The sequence below is a fragment of the Ensifer sp. ENS09 genome, from assembly GCF_014852425.1.
GTDB lineage: Bacteria > Pseudomonadota > Alphaproteobacteria > Rhizobiales > Rhizobiaceae > Ensifer.
Genome location: NZ_JACVBP010000005.1, coordinates 326,285 through 344,777, shown reverse-complemented (window position 1 = coordinate 344,777; position 18,493 = coordinate 326,285). Strand labels below are relative to the sequence as shown.

The 18,493-nt window shown below is 63.9% G+C and carries 15 protein-coding genes; 7 read left to right on the top strand and 8 right to left on the bottom strand.

The features are described from left to right. Positions 1 to 109: 109 nt before the first annotated feature. Positions 110 to 997 (top strand): helix-turn-helix domain-containing protein, encoded by an 888-nt coding sequence (locus IB267_RS26065; RefSeq protein ID WP_192450424.1) that lies wholly within the window; start codon positions 110 to 112, stop codon positions 995 to 997. A gap of 12 nt (positions 998 to 1,009) precedes the next feature. Here the strand turns inward: IB267_RS26065 and vapC are convergent, their stop codons facing one another. Together vapC and vapB are read right to left on the bottom strand one after the other, a co-directional pair. Further along, entirely contained in the window at positions 1,010 to 1,417 is a 408-nt protein-coding gene (vapC, locus tag IB267_RS26060) for a tRNA(fMet)-specific endonuclease VapC (protein WP_192450422.1), read from the bottom strand. Then, complete coding sequence (gene vapB / locus IB267_RS26055; RefSeq protein ID WP_192450420.1) at positions 1,417 to 1,650, bottom strand: type II toxin-antitoxin system VapB family antitoxin; 234 nt, start codon at positions 1,648 to 1,650, stop codon at positions 1,417 to 1,419. Before vapB ends, vapC begins: the two co-directional genes overlap by 1 nt. Before the next feature lie 248 nt (positions 1,651 to 1,898). Between vapB and IB267_RS26050 the strand changes: the two genes are divergently transcribed. Continuing rightward, on the top strand, positions 1,899 to 3,347 hold the full coding sequence (locus IB267_RS26050; protein WP_192450418.1) for an NCS1 family nucleobase:cation symporter-1: 1,449 nt from the start codon (positions 1,899 to 1,901) through the stop codon (positions 3,345 to 3,347). Between the two features lie 48 nt (positions 3,348 to 3,395). On the opposite strand, the gene IB267_RS26045 is transcribed toward IB267_RS26050, so the two are convergent. After that, the gene (locus tag IB267_RS26045) at positions 3,396 to 4,337 is read right to left on the bottom strand and encodes a sterol desaturase family protein (protein ID WP_192450416.1); all 942 of its coding nucleotides are present in this window, start codon (positions 4,335 to 4,337) and stop codon (positions 3,396 to 3,398) included. Then, the gene (locus tag IB267_RS26040) at positions 4,337 to 4,825 is read right to left on the bottom strand and encodes a hypothetical protein (RefSeq protein WP_192450415.1); all 489 of its coding nucleotides are present in this window, start codon (positions 4,823 to 4,825) and stop codon (positions 4,337 to 4,339) included. The genes IB267_RS26045 and IB267_RS26040 overlap by 1 nt, the downstream gene beginning before the upstream one ends. Between IB267_RS26040 and IB267_RS26035 the strand changes: the two genes are divergently transcribed. Further along, a complete protein-coding gene (locus IB267_RS26035; RefSeq protein WP_192450413.1) occupies positions 4,812 to 6,281 on the top strand; it encodes an amidase in 1,470 nt (489 codons plus the stop codon). The genes IB267_RS26040 and IB267_RS26035 overlap by 14 nt on opposite strands. Continuing rightward, positions 6,266 to 6,931, top strand: coding sequence for a TetR/AcrR family transcriptional regulator (locus tag IB267_RS26030; RefSeq protein WP_192450412.1), 666 nt, complete (start codon positions 6,266 to 6,268; stop codon positions 6,929 to 6,931). Before IB267_RS26035 ends, IB267_RS26030 begins: the two co-directional genes overlap by 16 nt. Here the strand turns inward: IB267_RS26030 and IB267_RS26025 are convergent. From IB267_RS26025 to IB267_RS26010, 4 genes are all read right to left on the bottom strand, one after another. Continuing rightward, a complete protein-coding gene (locus tag IB267_RS26025; protein ID WP_192450410.1) occupies positions 6,916 to 7,578 on the bottom strand; it encodes a sulfite oxidase-like oxidoreductase in 663 nt (220 codons plus the stop codon). The two genes, IB267_RS26030 and IB267_RS26025, sit on opposite strands and share 16 nt — an antisense overlap. A gap of 308 nt (positions 7,579 to 7,886) precedes the next feature. Then, complete coding sequence (locus IB267_RS26020; RefSeq protein ID WP_192450408.1) at positions 7,887 to 12,869, bottom strand: autotransporter domain-containing protein; 4,983 nt, start codon at positions 12,867 to 12,869, stop codon at positions 7,887 to 7,889. A gap of 256 nt (positions 12,870 to 13,125) precedes the next feature. Beyond that, entirely contained in the window at positions 13,126 to 14,109 is a 984-nt protein-coding gene (locus tag IB267_RS26015) for a GAF domain-containing DNA-binding protein (protein ID WP_192450406.1), read from the bottom strand. A 553-nt stretch (positions 14,110 to 14,662) separates the two neighbouring features. Beyond that, positions 14,663 to 15,418 carry an IclR family transcriptional regulator gene (locus tag IB267_RS26010; RefSeq protein WP_192450405.1) on the bottom strand — a complete coding sequence of 252 codons (756 nt, stop codon included), beginning with the start codon at positions 15,416 to 15,418 and terminating at the stop codon, positions 14,663 to 14,665. Between the two features lie 177 nt (positions 15,419 to 15,595). On the opposite strand from IB267_RS26010, the gene IB267_RS26005 reads away from it, so the two are divergent. From IB267_RS26005 to pcaF, 3 genes are read left to right on the top strand one after another with little or no spacing between them, the layout of a single operon-like run. Next, positions 15,596 to 16,456 carry a CoA transferase subunit A gene (locus IB267_RS26005; protein WP_192450403.1) on the top strand — a complete coding sequence of 287 codons (861 nt, stop codon included), beginning with the start codon at positions 15,596 to 15,598 and terminating at the stop codon, positions 16,454 to 16,456. A gap of 11 nt (positions 16,457 to 16,467) precedes the next feature. Further along, the gene (locus IB267_RS26000; RefSeq protein WP_192450401.1) at positions 16,468 to 17,250 is read left to right on the top strand and encodes a CoA-transferase subunit beta; all 783 of its coding nucleotides are present in this window, start codon (positions 16,468 to 16,470) and stop codon (positions 17,248 to 17,250) included. Further along, complete coding sequence (pcaF, locus tag IB267_RS25995; protein ID WP_192450399.1) at positions 17,250 to 18,455, top strand: 3-oxoadipyl-CoA thiolase; 1,206 nt, start codon at positions 17,250 to 17,252, stop codon at positions 18,453 to 18,455. The genes IB267_RS26000 and pcaF overlap by 1 nt, the downstream gene beginning before the upstream one ends. Positions 18,456 to 18,493: the final 38 nt, after the last annotated feature.

Sequence of the window (18,493 nt, the reverse complement as noted above, 5' to 3'; positions counted from 1 at the left end):
CTTTGTCAGAATTGTCTTTTGGCAAAATCTGCGCCGGGCCGGCTTCGCCCTCAATGGACAAATCCGCCATGAAATTGCACAAATCGAACATGGCTTCAGGATGTGTGGCATGAAGAAGACGGTTCCGACCTACGAGCTCTACGGCGAAAAGTCCGGAGAACGGCCGGATTTCTGGCTGCATTGCGAGACGATCCCTTCACGAAGCAGCCTCTACCACTGGGAGATCGGGCTACACCGGCACGAGAGTTTCTTTCAGATCTTGTACATTGCCGGCGGCTCCGGCGATGCCGTCTTCGGCAACGCGGTCAACATGATCAAACCGCCTGTCGTCATCACCGTTCCGCCGGCGCTGAGCCACGGCTTCCGCTTCTCGCGTGACATCGACGGCTTCGTCTTCACCATCCTCGCATCACATTTGAAGACGACGCCCGGCGAGCGCAGCCGCCTTGGCGCCTGGCTCGCCGCCCCGCATCTGATCCGGCTCGGCGGTGGCGAGGATGCGGCCTACATCGCCGCAACGCTCACGCGCCTCGCCAGGGAATGGGAGACCAGCCGCAGCAACCGCGCCGATCTTCTCGACGCCTATCTGACCGCTGCCCTGACGCTGACGGCACGTCTCGACGAGACGAGCGACGAGCGGGATGACAGCAGCGAGAGTGAAAACGAACGGCGGGTCCAGCGCTTCCAGGCGCTTTTGCAGCAACACTATCGCACCCATTGGCCGGCCGCCGCCTACGCCCGCGAACTCGGCCTGTCTCTCACTCATCTCAACCGGATCACGCGCGCCATCGCCGGGCTCAGCGCGCACGAAATGATTTCGCGAAAGCTCGTCGGAGAGGCGAGGCGCGAACTCGTCTTCACCCGCGCCAGCGTGCAGGAAATCAGCTTCCGCCTCGGCTTTGCCGATCCGGCATATTTCTCCCGCTTCTTCCTACGCCAGACGGGCATGACGCCGCGCGCCTGGCGACTTGCCGAGCGGGACAGGCTCGGCGCGTAGAGACGGGGAGCGTCAGGGTGCTGCGGTCCAATCCTCGACGCGCAAGCCGGGCACGCGATCGAACTCCCGGCGGTTGTTGGTCACCAGGATCAAACCTTGAGAGCGTGCATGACCAGCGATCAACTGATCGTAAGGCCCTATAGGAGTTCCGCTGCGGGCGAGTTCGGCACGCAACTGTCCGGTATGGGTCGCTGCCCCCTGATCATAGTTGAGCACTTCAAGACGTGCGGCAAAGCCCTCTATAACCCATAGGTTGCGCTCGGGCATGGCGGATCTTTCGGCGCCATAGATCAGCTCCATCAAACTGATCGAGCTGATGCACAATTGTCCGTGATGCCTGTTGAACGCCTCGCGAACCTGTTGCGGCCGGTTCTTGACCGTGTAGATGCAAATGTTCGTGTCGAGCATGTATTTCAGCATCAGAGTGCCTCGCGCTCCTGGGCCTCCGGCTGCTCTCTCTCCACCATGAAATCGGCTGTTATGGGCTCGCCATCGAACCAGCTGTCCCAGGCTTCGCCAGCGGGCGTAATGATCCGCGTTCGCCCGACCGCGACAATATCGACACGTTTGACGTCCTCCGGAAGCGCCACGGCCTTCGGCAGCCGGATTGCCTGACTGCGGTTGCTGAGAAAAACTGCGCCCTGTTCAGACATTGCCGCCTCCGGGATATACCTTGCGTATATCCAAGGTGGTTTCAGTCGCAGGATATGTCAATGGGATATACGCGATCTCTCGCGGCTGTCTCCTGTTGGTCGCTTTGATCGAAGGGAGCTTGGCTATATTCGACCACGACCGGCTTCCCGCCTCTCGGCAATCCAAAAAGACTTTTGCAACGACTCAAAACGGGAGCAGAATCAAGGCTTGGGTCCGAGGGGGACCCGGCGGAAATACGGAGGAAGACATGGCAGTACGCGATCCGTCGCCCTCGTTGTACAACGAGGATCTGGCACCGGCCGAAGAGCGCCGGTGGGGCGCTTTCAGCATCTTCAATGTTTGGACATCCGACGTGCATAGCCTGTGGGGCTATTACCTCGCGGCAAGCCTGTTCCTGCTCTGCGGCAGCTTCATAAACTTCGTCATCGCCATTGGCATCGGATCGCTGGTGATCTTCTTCCTGATGAGCCTCGTCGGCAACGCGGGCGTGCGAACCGGCGTGCCCTTCCCCGTTCTCGCCCGCGCCTCCTTCGGCACCTTCGGTGCCAACGTACCGGCACTCGTTCGCGCCGTGGTCGCCTGCTTCTGGTATGGCGCACAGACGGCTGCCGCGTCCGGCGCCATCGTCGCGCTTCTCATTCGCAACGAAAGCATGCTGGCATTTCACCAGAACAGCCACATGCTCGGTCATTCGACGCTTGAGGTCATCTGCTACGTCGTCGTCTGGTCGCTGCAATTGCTCATCATCCAGCGAGGCATGGAAACCGTGCGCAAGTTCCAGGATTGGGCCGGCCCGGCGGTCTGGATCATGATGCTGATCCTTGCCGTCTACCTGATCGTCAAATCAGGCACCTTCTCCTTCGGCTCGGAAATCCCGCGCGACGTGCTCATCGAGAAAACCAAAGACGCGGGCGTTCCGTGGGAACCGGGCACTTTCCCCGCACTTGCGGCGGTTGCTGCCACCTGTATCACCTATTTCGCAGCGCTCTATTTGAACTTCTGCGACTTCTCGCGCTATGCGACCGACGTGAAGACCCTGCGCAAGGGCAATCTCTGGGGCCTGCCGATCAACCTGCTCGCCTTCTGCCTGGTTGCCGGCGTGACGACGACCGCTGCATTTGCCGTCTACGGCGAAGTGCTGCTGCATCCGGACCAGATCTCGGCGAAATTCGACAGCTGGTTCCTGGCGCTGCTTGCCGCACTCACCTTTGCCGTTGCCACCCTCGGCATCAACGTCGTCGCGAATTTCGTGTCGCCGGCCTTCGACTTCGCCAACGTCTTCCCGCGACAGATCAATTTCAAGCGCGGCGGCTACATCGCGGCCCTCATCGCCCTCATCCTCTACCCCTTCGCCCCTTGGGAAACGGGTGCCGCGCACTTCGTCAACTTTATCGGTTCGACCATGGGGCCGATCTTCGGGGTGATGATGGTGGATTATTATTTGATCCGCCGCGGCCAGCTGAATGTCGAGGCGCTCTATCACGAGGATGGCGAGTTCCGCTTCCAGGGCGGCTGGCACGGTAGCGCCTTCATCGCCTTTGCGATCGGCGCACTGTTCTCCTCGATCCTGCCGACGTTCACCAACATCCTGCCGGCCTGGTGGGGGATTTACGGCTGGTTCTTCGGGGTCGCCATCGGCGGGGCGATCTACTACGTCTTGAGGATCGGCGCCCGCAAGCCGGCCTTCGCGGCCTAGCTGTTGCGCAAGCATGCCCGGTTGAAGACCGGGCATGCTTGCGCATTTTCATGAGCGTCGCTTCGGGAGGCCGAGGATTTCGCGCACGCCGTTCTTGGTGAAGGGTTGCGCCAGTTGCGCCAGGAAGCCTCGAGCGATCTGGCCCTTGATGCCGATGTCGGTCGAGGACGGACGGTCCGGATTGTAGTAGGTGCCGAACAAAAGGTCCCAGACCACGACGTTCTCGCCGTAGTTCATGTTGCCCTCTCGGAGGTCCTTCGAATGGTGCCAGCGGTGCAGCCGCGGCGTGCTGAAGAGATAGTCGAAGGGACCTGTGCGCATGTCGACGTTGCAATGGGTGAGAATGCCCATGAAGGCCGTGACCGCGCCTAGCCACCAGAAAACGTGCAGGGGAGCGCCGAGGCAATAAAGCGGGATCTGGCTCATGGCGATCTTGAACAGCGAATCGGCCACGTGGAAGCGGCCGGTATTGATGACCCAGAGGCGAACGACGCTGTGATGCAGCGCGTGGAACCGCCAGAAGAACAGCTTTTCGTGGGCGATCCGATGCGACCAATAGAGGCCGAATTCGGCGACGACCACCGCAAGCGCCACCTGAAGCACCATAGGCCAATCCGATGGCCAGAGACCAAACTTGAGCGCTGCGAGCGGCTGCAGGATGTTGGCGGCGTACATGGGAAAGACGGCGGCGATCAGGCCAGCCGCCTGCAGCAGGCCCTTCGTCGCCAGCGTGTGGCCGATGTCATTCACCGTTTCGCCGTCCGACTGAAGCCAGCCCCGCTCGTAGGGAATGTAGCGCTCGAGAAGAAAGAGGATGAAGACGGCGCCCGCATAGACCGCCACAAATCCGACCATCGGCTTTGCGCTCGCGAACGCGTAGTGCGCGCCGAGCAGTCCGCCGAAAAACACCAGCGGCCAGGACAGATACCCAAGCACTAATCTGAAAACCTGTCCAAGCTTCGACACGGTGTCTCTGCGCTCTGCCTTCATCAACGACGCTCCATCCATTCAAGCAGTTCCCGGCATGTGCGCGGCCGGCCGTCGCTGACGCGCCCGTCGCTACATGCATCCAGGCGATGGTCCTCTTCGGACCAGCCGCCTCTTCCATGCCGGTACATGCGCCTGATCTCGGCGCAGGTTCGCGGCGTTCCATCACTTAGCCGAGCATCACGACAGGGATCGTACAAAGGCTGCACGGTCCGATACGGATTGTCCGCAATCCACATTCCCTTTTCTTCGGCATGACTTGGGCTCGCGCTGAAAAGGATCAACCACATCGGTAAAATCGCCAGGCGCATCGACAACGTCCTTTGTTGAAACGTTGCACGAGCTTTGCGGGGAGTGGATTGCACCAGCATTGCAGGAGACGGGAAGATGCAATCTGTCGCTTGAGGATGCAACCGCTCATTGACGATGAAAAGAGAATCTATCATTCTCTTTTCATCGTCAATGGAAGCTGGACCGATGCGCGCCTCCAATCCCGAACACTCACGACTGGAATCGGATGACTTTTCCGCGCTGGACGCGACCGAACAGGCCCATCTTGTCTCGACGGGTGAAGCCTCACCGCTCGAACTCGTCGAAGCCGCCATCCGGCGCATCGAAAGGCGCGAGCCGCACGTCAACGCGCTTGCATCCACGGATTTCGACCACGCGCGCAAGTGCGCCCGCGCTTTTCGGCCGCAAGCGAACATGTCGTTTGCAGGCGTGCCGACCCTGCTCAAGGACCTGCTTGCCTATCCCGGCCACGCGGCCGGCTTCGGCTCGCGCCTCTTCAAGGGACAGCCCGCCCAAGGCGGTTCGGATTACACGGACGCTCTCGATAAGGCCGGTCTGATCGTTCTTGGCAAGACGACCACATCGGAGTTCGGCCTGCTCGGCACCACCGAGACCCTCGCCCATGGCGCCACGCGCAATCCGTGGAATTTCGCTCTTTCGACCGGCGGCTCGTCGGGCGGCGCGGTGGCGGCCGTTGCCTCGGGCATGGTACCGATCGCCCACGCGTCCGACGGGGGCGGCTCGATCCGTGGCCCCTCCTCCTTCTGCGGGCTCTTCGGTTTCAAGCCGAGCCGCGACCGCACGGTGAATGCCGGCCTGCCGCCGGCGATGCCGACGGCGCGGCTGATCAGCGATCACTGCGTCAGCCGCTCCGTGCGCGACAGCGCCGCGTGGTTGGCGGCAACCGAACGGCTGGACCTGACCCAACCATTGCCTGCGATCGACGACATGCGCCGTGGCCCGCAGAAACGTCTGCGCATCGGCGTCTATCGCCACGATGTCTTCGGGCGCGGCGTGTCCGAAGTGGTCGAGGACGCGCTCAACGCGACGATCACGCTATGTACGGCCTTGGGGCACGAGGTCCTCGAATGCGTGGGCCCTGACATCAACGCGCAGGAAACCAGCCGCGCCTTCTTCAACCTGACCGGAATTGTTCTTTCCGGCCTGTTCGACCAGATCGCAGCCGCCAAGGGTGGCGCCTTTGATGAGACCTTGTTCGAGCCCTACACGGTCGAGCTCGTGAGCCGGGCCCGGCGGCTGCCGGAGACGGCAATCACGGAGGCGATCGGCGCGACGATGAAGGCCGGGGCGAGCGCAAATCAGGCGATCTCCGGCTATCACGTGCTGCTTTCGCCCACGGTTCCCTTCACGGCCTTTCCGCTGGGGACGCAAGGCCCGACCGAGGATCCGGACCAACTCATCGCTTTTACCGAACGCCTCGCCGGTTTCACCAACGTGGCCTCCTTTGCCGGATGGCCCGCGATGTCGGTGCCGCTTTTCTGGTCGCCCGAGGGGCTGCCGGTCGGCTGCCATTTCGCGGCGGCAGCCGGCGAGGACGCGCTGCTCTTGTCGCTTGCCTTCCAGCTGGAAGAAGCGGCCCCTTGGCAACCAAGGCTGGTCGAGCTTGCAGGAAGGCTCGCATGCCTCAGCGTCTGAAGCAGGAAGTGCGTGAGCGGCTGCTTGCGGCTGCGGCTGCGGTGTTTGCCGAGCAAGGCTTCGAAAAGGCCCGACTCGCCGATGTGGCGGAACGGGCGGGCACCAGCTCGAGCAACATCTACAAATACGTCGCCGACAAGGAAGCGCTGTTTTATGAGATCGTAACACCGGCGCTTGCCGGGCAATTGTTGCGCCTGCTGCGCGCCCGCGTGCGGGAACTGCGGTCAGTTGGCATCTGGCTGGAGGCCGATGCTTCCGGATCCGAGCACGCCCGGGCACTGCTGTCCTTCTGGATCGAACAGCGGCTCGTGGTGCTAATCCTGCTTCGCGGCGCCGACGGCACGCGCTACGCCCATGTCCGCAAGCTGATGATCCGGGAGATGATGCGGCTGGCTTCCGGCTATCTGACCGACAAGGGCGGCGAGCAAGCCCTGACGCCACTGATGGGCTTCATGCTCGAGCGAACCTTCACCCGAACCCTGGACACCATTGCCGATACGCTCAGTGAATACCGTGACGCTCCGTCCATCCAGTCGGCCATAGCGCTCTTCTGGCGCTACCAGCTTGCGGGGCTGCAGTCGCTTCTGGACCCGGACGCGCCGGGCGGCGGTCGTCAGGCCTTCGCCCGCCCCGATCAATCGTCCGAGTAGCGCTCCTCGCGCCACGGGTCGCCACGCCTGTGGTAGCCGTTGCGCTCCCAGAAGCCGGGCATGTCACCTTCGCGAAAGTCGATGCGCGTCAGCCACTTGGCGCTCTTCCACAAATAGAGATGCGGAACGACGAGCCGCATCGGTCCACCATGGGTACGGCCGATCGGCTGGCCCTCCCAGTCGGTCGCAAGGATCGCGTCTTCGGAGGCGAAGTCCGCAAGCGGCATGTTCGTGGTGTAGCCGTCATAGCTCGTCAGCATGACGTGGCTCGCCTCGGGTTTCGGCATCACCTGGTCAAGCAGATCGCGTGTGGCCACGCCCTGCCAGCGGTTGTCGTAGCGGGACCAGGTCGTCACGCAATGCATGTCGGAGAGCCGGTCGCTTTGCGGCAAGGCCTTGAACGCGGCCCAATCGAGCGACAATGGATGCTCGATGTGCCCGGTGATATCGAGCCGCCAGCTTTCCGTCCGGATCATCGGCTGCTGGCCGAGGTCGAGCACCGGCCAGTCCTTGACCAGATGTTGCCCAGGCGGAAGGCGCTCGTCCTCGGGGCGCACGATCCGCCCCGTCAGGAATTTGCCGGCGGCGGCCCAGCGCCGCTTCGTCGTCGTCAGCTTGGTTTCCGGCGGCTGCGTATCGTCAGTCATGATGGTCCACTCCCAGCCCGAATTCACACCCAGGCGAGATAGAAAGCGCGGTGTCGCGGAACGTCAAGCGCGAACGCACGGCGTCGTTGGCTCGGCCCCATGCGTGCCGCCCCTTTGTGTGTCCTTCAGCAGCGGCGGATAGCGCTCGGCCACCTCCGTCGTGGCGGGAGCGGGCGAAGCTTGGACGCACTGGCCTCCGGCATGCCACATCCATGCGCACGTCAAAACCAGCCTTGAAACGCCAAACGGCCGCCTGCCAAGGTCACCCATGACCCGGACAGGCGGCCGTTTGGCGCGACTGCGTTCAATCAGAACTTGACGCTCAGATTTGCCTTGACGCTCTGGTCGCTGACGCCGCCGCCGAATTGGCCTGTGTAGGTCAAGCCGAGGGTCGCCTCGGGCGCGACGGCGAAATCAAGGCCGGCTTCGATCACCGCAGAATTCTCGGCGATCGGGACACCGGCGATGGCAAACGTGCTCGCCGTCGAGAAGCCGTTCGACGACAGCGGCAAGGTGTCACCGAAGGCATGTCTCCAGCCGATGGTGCCGCGGGCCGTCGCCAGCACGCCGCCAAGGTCGAAGCTCGACGCTGCGCGCAGGCCAAGGGTCGTGAACGTCGTGTCCTGCGAAGCGTCCTTGCCGATGAGAGCGGCAGCGCCACCCCGCTCGACAAAGCCGTCGCGGTTGAGATGCACATAGGCCAGGTTGGCAAACGGCTCCAGATCGACCGACCCGGCCTGGAAGGCATAGGCGAACTCGCCAAAGACCTGGCCTGTCCCGGCGCTGTAGTCGGCAGAAAGGCTGTCCGTGAAGCCCGGGAACGAAACGGTGCGGCTTGTCTCGATATCGTGCCAGCTATAGGCGGCGCCGGTCCTCAGCGACGCATCGCCCCAACGTCCGCCAGCATAGATCCCGAGATGATAGTTGTCGGAGGTTGCCGACGAGAACCGCGCGTCGATGTCCATCGAGGACCGCGAGTAACCGGCAAGCGCGCCGACGGTCCATTCGTCAACCTGCGTATCGGCACCGACGAAAAAGCCGCCGATGGAGCGATCCGCCTTGGCGGCATTGCCGTCACCGTCGATCCGTCCCCAGGAACCGAAGCCCTGGCTCCAGAGCGCAAGTTCACCGCTGTCGATCGCGCCGGTGATCTCGCTCGATTGCTTCGCCGCCACCGTGCCGAGCACGCTGCGCAGGCGATCGTTCGCGGCATCGCGCAGGAACCGGCTGTCCTCGATCAGGATCGACTGGAACGAGCTGTGCACTTCGCCCGAAAGCAGATCGAAGGCCGTGCGCGCCGCTTCTGGCGTTGCGGCAAAGGCGACCGCGTTGAAGATGGGATTGCCCATGCCGAGACGGTCGATCCCACCACTGGTGGCGATCTGGTTGCGAGTCTGGGCGACGCTGGCAAAGCTGAGATCGTTGCGGGTCAGCTGGAGCGACAGGTCGTTGCCGTCGCCGCCGCTGTAATCGACGGTCGGGTCGAGGAACACCAGGTTGTCGACGATCGACGCAAACGTGCCGGTGATCGCCCCGGAACTCGTCTTGTCGATCAGGATGAACGGGCCGTTGACCGGGTTCCAGCTCGCCGCCGTGTTGGGGGAGAGGAGGAGATCAAGGGTCGCGCCGGAGATATCGACGTTGCCCGATACGACCAGCTTGTCGGTGGCCGTGGGCGTGCCCTCAATTTGCAGCACGCCGTTGTTGGTGTAATTCCCGGCGATCGTCTGCGTGCCGATCGAATTGCCCGGAGCATGGACGCCGCCAGCCTGGACGGTCGTGTTGCCAAGCGTGCCGGTTCCGCCGAGACGCGCCCCGCGCTGGATGGTGGTCAAGCTGGAATGCGCCAGAGAGCCGTTGACGATCAGGTCGCCCGACGCAATGTTGGTCGCACCGGTAAAGGTATTGATACCCGTCAAGGTCAGCTTGCCCGTGCCCGCCTGGGTCAGCGTGCCGCTGCCCGAGACCGCACCGGCATAGGTCACGTCATTCGAACGATTGTAGATCAGCGCGCCGTCGTTGGTGATCGAACCAACGAATTTGCCGCTGCCGCCGATCCAGCCGGTCGTGCCGCCGTTGCCGAGTTGCAACGTGCTGCCGGTACCCACCGTCACCGCACCGGACGTGCTGTTGTTGGCCGTCAGCGTCAGCGTGCCCGTGCCGATCTGCGAGAACGAGCCAGGACCACTGATCGAGCCGGCATAGGTCGAATTGGCCGAACTGTCGAAGACGAGCGCGCCATAGTTGGTGACACTGGATGCGAGCGAACCGCCCGCACCGCCATCGCCGACCTGCAGCGTCGCGCCGGATGAGATGCCGGCGCCGCCAGTAAAGGTGTTGGCACCGCTCAGCACCTGCGTGCCGGCACCGACCGAGATGCCGCCTGCGCCGGTGATCGCGCCCGAGAACGTGCCCGTGGCGTTGTTGATGATGAGCGTCTTGCTGCCGAGCACCACCTCACCGCTGCCGGCAAGCGACTTGACCTGCGCCGAGGCCGCCGCCGAAACGTCGAAGGTGCCGTTGGCCGTCAGGCCGCTCGAAGCGTTGATCCGGCCCTGGCCCGAAAGCGCGAGCGTGCCGCCCGCGGCGATCGACGTCGCGCCGGTATAGGTGTTCATGCCCGTCAACGTCAGCGTGCCGTTGCCGACCTTGTTGAGCCCGGTTCCGGTTCCGCCATCCCGCAGCACCGAGCCGATCGTAGTGGCAACACCGTTGCCGACATTGATCGTCGCCGCCGTGCCGCTTGCAGGATTGAAGCTCAGCACGCCGCCATTGATGGTGTAGCCGCTACCGTCGTTCGTCGCGGAAAACTGCAGCGTGTCGAAGCCCTGCGTGCCGACGACATTGACGGTGCCGCCGGTGGCGCCGGCAAAAACGCCGACCGATCCGCCGAAGCTGCCGTTGATGTTGGCGCGCCCCGGTGCACCGGTCCAGTTGGTGCCACCCGATGTCCAGGTGCCGGTGCCGCCGTTGACGGTGCCGTTGCCCGTTGTGTCCGCGCCGTCCCAGAAGTGCATCGTCTGGCCGGCGCCGAGCACCGACAGATTGACTTGGCTAGCAATCCCCGTCTGGACCTGATGGCTGGCAACAGTGAAGCCAGGAGCCGTCGATGTCGCGGCCGTCGTCGCAAAGCTGCCCGACAGCGCGCCGTCATACTCGAACAGCCGGTAGTAGCCGGCCGACGCTACCTGGGCGTTCAGCGCGCCGCCGAGCGTCAGGTTGCCGCCGACCTTCACCAGATCGTTGCCGGCCGCACTGCCGACGAGGCCGGGCGTATTCAGCTCGAAGACCGATGAGGAGCCACCGTTGAGCGTCAGGTTGCCGCCAACCGTTATCGTACCCGGGCTGTTGCCAGCCGACAGCGTACCGTCGACGACGACGTTGCCGCCGATCCTGCCCGACCCGCCGAGTGTGCCGCCGGAGCCGACATTGACGTTGCCGCCAAGCTGGCCGTTGACATAGGTCGTGCCGGACGTCACCGACGTTGCACCGGAGAACAACGAGCTGTCGCCCGTCAGGGTCAGCCTGCCCGTGCCGGCCTGCGAGAGCGTACCCGAGCCGGTGATCTTGCCGGTGTAGCTGACATTGTTCGACCGGTTGTAGATCAGCGCCCCGTTGTTGGTGATCGAGCCGACAAAATTGTTGGTGCCGCCGATCCAGCCGGTCGTGCCGCCGTTGCCGAGCTGCAACGTGCTGCCCGAACCGATCGTAACCGGCGCGCGCGTGCTGTTGTTGTACGTCAGTGTCAGCGTGCCGCTGCCGATCTGCGAGAATGTGCCGTTGCCGGTGATCTCGCCGCCATAGGTCACATTGTCGGACCGGTTGAAGATCAGCGCGCCGCCATTGTTGATGTTGGAGACGAGCGAGCCACCCGTGCCGCCGTCGCCGATCTGCAGCGTCGCGCCGACATTGGTACCCGCGCTGCCCGTAAAGGTGTTGGCGCCGGTTAGAACCTGCGTGCCAGCCATGACGTTGATGCCGCCGGTGCCGGTTGCAACCCCCGAGAATGTGCCGGTGGCGTTGTGGATCATCAGATATTGAGTTCCAAGCACCACCTGCCCGCTGCCGGCCAGCGACTTCACCTGTGCGGAGGCTGCCGCGGAAACGTCGAAGATGCCGTCGGCCGTCAAGCCGCTGGAGGCGTTGATACGGCCCTGGCCGGACAGCACCAGCGTGCCGCCAGCCGCGATGCTCGTCGCACCGGTGTAGGTGTTCATGCCCGTCAGCGTCAGCGTGCCGCTGCCGGACTTGATCAGCGAGCCGTTGCCGGTGATCACGTTGTTGATGCGGCTGGTGCCGGTCTGATCGAGCGTCAGACTTCCGGAGTTGTTGATCGCGATGTTGCCGGAGAGGCTTGGGGTCGCCGTAGAAAATCGAAGCGTGTTTGCGCCACCGTCGAGCGTCAGCGCATTTGCGGTCCCGCCGTTTCCGCCGATGATCGCGCCTGATGCGCCCAGGGTCACGTCCAGGTTTCGACCGAAAACGCCGGCACCGTGGGCGCCGCCGGTTCCACCGGTTCCAGCAACACCACCCGTCACGCTACCGTTGACGATCACAGTGCCACCATCCAAGGCGCTGATGCCGTGACCGCCATCGCCATTGAACTTTTCAAGCATATAACCGCCGGCGCCGGCGTTGCCGCCGTTGCCGCCCGTGACGTTTGTGTTCACCGTCAATGTGCCGCCGCTGACAAGTGCCGCGCCGTCGCCGCCGTCACCGCCACTGCCACCAATACCGATGGCCCCTGACGCTGCCCCGCCGGCACCGCCGTGTCCGCCCCGCCCGCCTGATATGGCCGGTCCCGTTATGCTATCCGTTCCACCGGCGGCAACAATACGGCCATACCCGCCGGCGCCGCCACCACCGCCGTCCCCGTTCGGAGACCCGCCGCCCTCGCCACCGCGGCCAGCGACATTGCCGACGCTGCCATGCGCACCGCCGCCGCCACCCGCGCCGCCGCCGAAATCGCCGCCATTGCCGATGCCGTTTCCACCCATTGCTCCGTTCGGGCTGCCGGCGGTACCACCGGCACCGCCCGTGCCGCCAACCCCGGCACCGACCTGGCTGCCCGCGCCACCGGCCGCACCCGGCCCGCCGCCACCGCCGCCATTTCCGGAAGCAGTCGCATCGCTGCCGGGCGTTCCCTGCAGATTTCCGTCGACACTGCCGCCTGCGCCGCCCGAACTGCCACCGGTGCCGCCCTTGCCTCCTGCATGCGCCAGCGGCGCGGCCGCGACCATACCGAGAGCAATACCGGAGGCTGTGAACAACCACAGAGCGGTGCTGCTCATCAGCGAACGCTGGCGGCCGGCTGCAGACCGACGCGACGGCGACCGCCGGTCGTTGCGCTCTTCGCTCTCATGCCCGCTTCCCAAGCCCTGATTCTGACAATTGATTTTTTTCAAAGGCTTGCCCTCCGCCCCGCACCCTAAAATTCTCCAGGGTGCTGGCTGACACGACAACTCTACAGCGACAACGCCTTATCGACGAAGCAACCTACGGGTTCGACGAAACGACAAACCGCGATATCAGCCACTGTGGAAAATCTCAGATGCCGAGACGACTGCGCAATTCCTGCCTGTAAGGGCGGGATACGGTCCAGGTTTCGCCTGCCCTGCGCAGACGCACGGCCCATGCCTGTTTCGTCGGACCGGAATGACGGTCGAGCTCGGTCACATGCGCCAGGTTGATCACCGCCGTCCGATGGATGCGCAGGAAGTTCGCCTTGGGCAGCAGGCCGATCCAGAATGAAAGCGGACGAAGATCCAGGACCGCGGCTTCGTCCTTCAGCCAGATCTGGGTGTAGTCCTTGGCGGAGCGAAGCCCGACGATCGCAGACAGCGGCACGCCGCGGGTGCGTCCCGGCATATGCAGGTGGACGACCGGGTCGGTCTCGGCGGACGGGATGGCACCCGCATCGTCCCGGCCGCCATCCGTCCGCGTGCGCCCATAGCGTGCGATCCCGATCAGCTTTGCACAGCGGACGAGCTGGTGGATTTCTTCGATCGGCCACCGACGCAACGCCCTCGTTGCATCGAAACCAATACAGCCACGCAACCTGCCCTCGTGAAAGACCGGGACGCAGAGAACGCTCTTGTCGTTCTGGCGAAGCATTTCCGCCTGAAGCGCCCGCGCCGGACGCGGTAGCCTTGCGACATCGTTGATCATGACTGCCTTGCCGGCCACCAGCCACTGATGCAGCCAGCCGATCATCGTCACCGGCGACTGCTGCAGGTCATCGACATGCGACGACACGCCGCCTCGCACCCATTCGTCGGTGTTGCGGAAACGCAGAAGATCGTCGCTGTATTCGAACATCCACGCCCGGTCGGCGCCGGCAAGCTTGCCGGTTTCCTCCAGGATCGCGGCGATCGCCGTTTTGGCCGGCGAACCGATGAGGTGGGTGGCAGCCAGATAGGCCCAGTCGTGCGTGGGTTGCCCCACGGCAGGGCAAGGCGGCTCGTTCGTCGCGATCAGTTCGTAGGGCGGTAGGCCTATCGAATGATCGGACGGGTGCAATTGCTCATTCATGACGCTCGATAGGTAAAGGCGAAAAGGAATCGCTCAGTAAAATTTCGGGTTTCCCGGCAATCGGGTCGTAACAGTGGCAGTAAAGCCAGACGTGACCGAGAGGCGGCCGTGGGCAAAATTCGACAAAATATCCGGTTCTCGCGGTGCGATGGCCCCCTCCATCGTCCAGTGTCGGCGTTCTTCGCCGTCGACATCCACCCGCGCGACCACTTGAATTTGAGGGGAAAACAAATGCAAGCCTAAACTGCATTGCCTCACGGAAACATTTTTGGGTCGGTTTCGCGCGTTTCAGCTTCCCAGACCGGTTCTTGCCAATGGGACGAGCACCACCAAACCATCCACGGCATGAAACGTAGGGGACCTGCCTGGCCGCGAGACATGTTGCCGGCCAAGGGCGCGCGCGCCGAGATCTCCGAGGTCCGTCGCTGGCCGCTTCGACCATCGGAGCCGGCGGCGGCAAGGCGCGCCAGCCCCTTGCGGCGCTGGCGCGGTTCCTACCGTTTTCGCACCCACACCGCGCGCGCAAGACATCAAGCGCCGACGCTGGAAGCTGCTACCTTAGCACTAAACGCAAGGCGGCCTGCGTCTCCCTCAACAGCGGAAGGTAGCGCTCCACCATCTCGGCCGCGGCCACATGCGCTGCCGGTGCGCCGATGTTGAGTGCTGCAACGATCCGGCCACGATCGTTTTCGAGCGGCACCGCGATGGAACAAAGGCCGAGTTCCAGTTCCTGGTTGATCAGCGCATAGCCCTGGTCGCGCACGCGGCGGAATTCGGCGACGAGGTCCTCCGTATCCGTTTTCGTATAGGGCGTGTTCGCCTTGAGGTTCGAGCGCGAAAGGATCTCGCGCGCCTCGTTCTCCGGAAGTGCTGCGAGCCACACCCGCCCCATGGAGGCGCAATAGGCCGGCAGGCGCGAACCGGTCGTCAGGTTGATCGACATCACCCGCTTCTGCGAGGCGCGGGCGATGTAGACGATCTCGGTCCCGTCCAGGACCGAGGCCGAGGCACTCTGGCCGGCGCGGTCGGAGAGCTGATCGAGATAGGGTTGGATGATCGTCGGCAGCGGGGTTGCCGAGAGATAGGCATGGCCGAGGCGCAGGATCTTCGGCGTCAATGCGAAGAACTTGCCGTCATAGTCGGCATAGCCAAGCTCGGAGAGTGTCAGCAGCGACCGGCGCACCGTCGCCCGGTCGAGCCCGGTGATCTTCGATGCCTCGGCGATCGACAGTTTCGGCCGCGTTTCATCGAAGGCCTCGATCACTGCCAGCCCGCGCGCAAAGCCGCTGACGAAGTCCGTTTCCCGCATCCCTGCCTCCCCAATCATGCCGTTCAATTTTGTGCGATATACGAACAAAAGTCAAATATCGCACAAAATATTTGACCGAGCCTTTCGATCGGCGCTTATTGCCATCCGGAAGAGGAAGGCGCCTGCCGCCCACCGGGCGACGAAGGCCAAGAGATCACTGAGATGAAGAGAGGAAACATGGCGAAGATCGTTTCGCTCGCCGAGGCCGTCGGCGACAATGTCAGGGATGGCGACACCATCGCCATGGAAGGCTTCACCCATCTGATCCCCTATGCCGCGGGCCATGAGGTGATCCGCCAGGGCCGCAAGGACCTTTATCTGGTGCGCATGACGCCCGACATTCTCTACGACCAGCTGATCGGCGTGGGTGCGGCGCGCGGCATGAAGTTTTCCTGGGGCGGCAATCCCGGCGTCGGCTCGCTGCATCGCTTCCGCGACGCGGTCGAAAACCAGTGGCCGCGACCGCTCGAGATCGAGGAACATTCCCACGCCGCCATGGCCAACGCCTATGAGGCGGGCGCTGCCAACCTGCCGTTTGCGACACTGCGCGGCTACATCGGCGCCGACCTGCCGAAGGTGAACCCGAACATCAAGTCAGTCACCTGCCCGTTCACCGGCGAGGTGCTGGCCGCCGTGCCGGCCATCCGCCCCGATGTCACGATCATCCATGCGCAACGGGCCGACAGGAAGGGCAATGTGCTGATCGAAGGCATCGTCGGCGTGCAGAAAGAGGCGGTTCTTGCCGCCAAGCGCTCGATTGTCACGGTGGAGGAGATCGTCGACGAGCTCAACCCGCCGTCGCCCAATTCCCTCGTGCTGCCGAACTGGGCTGTCACATCGGTTGCCCATGTTCCGGGCGGCGCCTTCCCGTCCTATGCGCACGGCTACTACCCGCGCTCCAACGCCTTCTATATCGGCTGGGACGAGATCGCCCGCGACCGCGACAGCTTCACCGCCTGGATCAAGGAAAACGTGCTCGGCGCTAGGCCGGAAGACTTCGCCAAGCACGCCGGCAACAAGCCGGCAAAAGCGGCTTGAGGGAGGATAGGATGAGCGATTTTACCCCCACCGAAATGATGACGATTGCCGCTTCCCGGGCGCTTTCCAACGATGACGTCTGCTTTGTCGGCATCGGCGCGCCGTCTGCGGCCTGCAACGTCGCCCGGCTGACGCATGCGCCTGACATCACGCTGATCTACGAGAGCGGCACGGTCGGCACCAAGCCGGACGTGCTGCCGCTTTCGATCGGCGACGGCGAGCTTTGCGACACGGCGCTTTTCACCGTATCGGTACCGGAGATGTTCCGCTACTGGCTGCAGGGCGGGCGCATCACCACAGGCTTCCTCGGCGGCGCGCAGATCGACAAGTTCGCCAACCTCAACACTACGGTCGTCGGCCCCTATGACCACCCGAAGGTTCGCCTGCCCGGCGGCGGCGGTGCCCCGGAGATCGCCTCCAACTGCGGCCGCATCTTCATCACCATGGCGCTTTCCAAGCGCGGCTTCGTCGAGAAGCTCCCCTTCATCACCTCCATGGGCCACGGCGAAGGCGGAGACCACCGCGAACGGCTGGGCATGAAGACCAAGGGACCGACGCGCGTCATCACCGATCTTTGCATTCTGGAACCGGATCCGGAAACGAAGGAACTGACCGTCGTCTCGATCCATCCCGGCGTGACGCGCGAGCAGATCGTCGAGAATTGCGGCTGGGCCATCAAGTTCGCCGAAGAAGTGATCGAGACGCCGGCACCGACGGAACTGGAACTCAAGACCCTTCGTGACATCAACGCCCGCACCAAGAAGGCCCACCAGGGCGACAGGGAGGCTGCGTGATGGCCGAGGCTTTCATCTGCGACTATATCCGTACGCCGATCGGGCGTTTCGGCGGCTCGCTTTCCTCCGTCCGAGCCGATGATCTCGGCGCGGTCCCACTTCGCGCGCTGATGGAGCGGAATGCCGATGTCGATTGGGACGCCGTCGACGACGTGATCTTCGGCTGCGCCAACCAGGCGGGAGAGGACAATCGCAACGTTGCGCGCATGTCGCTGCTTCTGGCCGGCCTGCCCGTCGGCGTCACCGGCACGACGATCAACCGGCTCTGCGGCTCCGGCATGGACGCGGTGATCGCGGCAGCGCGTGCCATCAAGTCAGGCGAAGCCGAGCTGATGATCGCCGGCGGGGTCGAGAGCATGTCGCGTGCGCCCTTCGTGATGCCGAAGGCCGATACCGCGTTCTCACGCAATGCCGAAATCTACGACACGACCATCGGCTGGCGCTTCGTCAACCCTGTCATGAAGAAGCAGTACGGCGTCGACTCGATGCCGGAGACCGGCGAAAACGTCGCCGCGGATTTCCATGTCAGCCGCGGGGACCAGGATGCCTTCGCCGTCCGCAGCCAGGCGAAGGCTGCCGCAGCGCAAGCCAACGGCCGGCTGGCGAAGGAGATCGTTGCCGTCACGATCCCGCAGCGCAAAGGCGGGCCCGTGATCGTTGACCGCGACGAGCACCCGCGTGCCACCACGATGGAAGCGCTCGCCAAACTCGGCACGCCCTTCAAAAAGGAAGGCGGCACGGTGACGGCCGGCAATGCCTCCGGCGTCAATGACGGCGCGACGGCACTGATCATCGCCTCGGAGGCGGCAGCGAAGAAGTACGGTTTGCGACCAATTGCCCGCATTCTCGGAGGTGCTACCGCCGGCGTACCGCCGCGCATCATGGGCTTCGGTCCTGCGCCCGCTTCGAAGAAGCTGATGGCGCGGCTCGGGCTCACGCAGGCGCAGTTCGACGTGATCGAACTCAACGAGGCCTTCGCCTCGCAAGGGCTCGCCACACTGCGCGACCTCGGCATTGCCGACGACGATCCGCGCGTCAACCGCAACGGCGGCGCGATCGCGCTCGGCCACCCGCTCGGCATGTCCGGCGCCCGCATCACCGGCACGGCGGCGCTAGAGCTGCAGGAGACCGGCGGCCGATATTCGCTGTCGACCATGTGCATCGGCGTCGGCCAGGGCATCGCGGTGGCGCTCGAACGGGTCTGAGCACGGATACAATTGCCGTCTGAAAAGCAAAGAGCCCA